General features: G+C 67.8%; 1 protein-coding gene. It reads right to left on the bottom strand.

The annotated features are described in order from the left end of the window. Nucleotides 1–39 precede the first annotated feature (39 nt). A protein-coding gene (locus OO57_RS37780; RefSeq protein ID WP_106974224.1) for an IS3 family transposase occupies nucleotides 40–1,229 on the bottom strand; the annotation gives its coding sequence in 2 pieces (ribosomal slippage) (nucleotides 40–965 and nucleotides 965–1,229; 1,191 coding nt in all). Between the last annotated feature and the right edge of the window lie 71 nt (nucleotides 1,230–1,300).

The following is a 1,300-nucleotide window of genomic DNA, read 5'->3' as shown; positions in this document are numbered from 1 at the left end:
TGAGCTGCCCCGAGTTTCGTGGAGTCCGCGATCGTGTGGTCAAGCAGTCTGAGGGACTTCCTCCAGGCTCGCCCAGTACGCCTGCTCGTATTCGTCGGGCGGGATGTAGCCGAGGGCGGAGTGGAGTCGTTCACCGTTGTACCAGGCGACCCACTGGAAGACGGCCCGCTCGACCTCGTCGAAGTCCCGCCAGGGACCCTGATGCTCGATCAGTTCGGCCTTGAACGTGCCGTTCAGGGCCTCGGCCATCGCGTTGTCGTACGAATCGGCGACGGAGCCCACGGACGCCGAGGCGCCGACCTCGACCAATCGCTCTGTGTAGCGAATGGATACGTATTGCGACCCGCGGTCGCTGTGATGAATGAGGCCGGCGTCCTTCTTGATCTTCTGCCGCCACAGCGCCATCTCCAGGGCGTCCAGCGGCAGGTCGGTTCGCATGTGGGTGGCGGCCTGCCAGCCCACGATCCGGCGGGAGTACGCGTCCAGGACGAACGCCACGTAGACCCAGCCCGACCACGTGCGGATGTAGGTCAGGTCGGCCAGCCACAACTGGTTCGGCCGCTCGGCGGTGAACCGCCGGTTGACCAGGTCCGGCGGACGCGGCGCGGTCGGCTCGGGGACTGTGGTGCGGCGACGCTGCCCGCGGATGACGCCCTCGATCCCGAGCTCGCGCATCAGCCGCTCGACGGTGCAGCGGGCGACCTGGTGGCCGGCGCGGACCAGCGCGCGGGTGACCCGGCGGGCTCCGTAGGTGTGGCCGGAGTCCTCCCACGCGGCTGTGACCAGCGGAATCAGCTCTTCGTCGCGCAACCGGCGGGCGGACTTCGGCCGCGTTTTCCGCGCGAAGTACGTCGAGGGCGACAGGTCCAGCACCCGGCACACGGGATCGACCCCGAAGCCCTCTCGCAGGTGGTCGATCACCTGCTCGGCCTCGTCCGGGGACGGTCGATCTCCTGGGCAAAAAACACGCTGGCGGCCTTGAGAATCTCGTTGGCCCGCCTCAAATCGGCATTCTCTTTGCGGAGTTGCTTCAGCTCCTCCAGTTCGGAGCTGGTCAGGCGGTCGTCGCGCTCACCGGCGTCGGCCTCGGCCTGGCGGACCCAGGACCGCAGGGCCTCCTTGTGGATGCCGAGGTCGCGGGCGACATGCGCCACCGGGCGGCCGGTCGAGCGGACCTCGCGGACGGCGCGCTCGCGGAGTTCATCGGGGTACTTACGTGGTGCTGGCACTGCAGGTGGTTCTCCTTACGCCTGGATCGTAACCCAGGCTTCAAGGACTCCACGAAGATCAGTGCAGCTCA

This window comes from Kitasatospora phosalacinea (assembly GCF_000717185.1).
Lineage (GTDB): Bacteria > Actinomycetota > Actinomycetes > Streptomycetales > Streptomycetaceae > Kitasatospora > Kitasatospora phosalacinea_A.
Note: the sequence above shows the minus strand (reverse complement) of the source record. Positions and strands in the feature narration are given on the sequence as shown.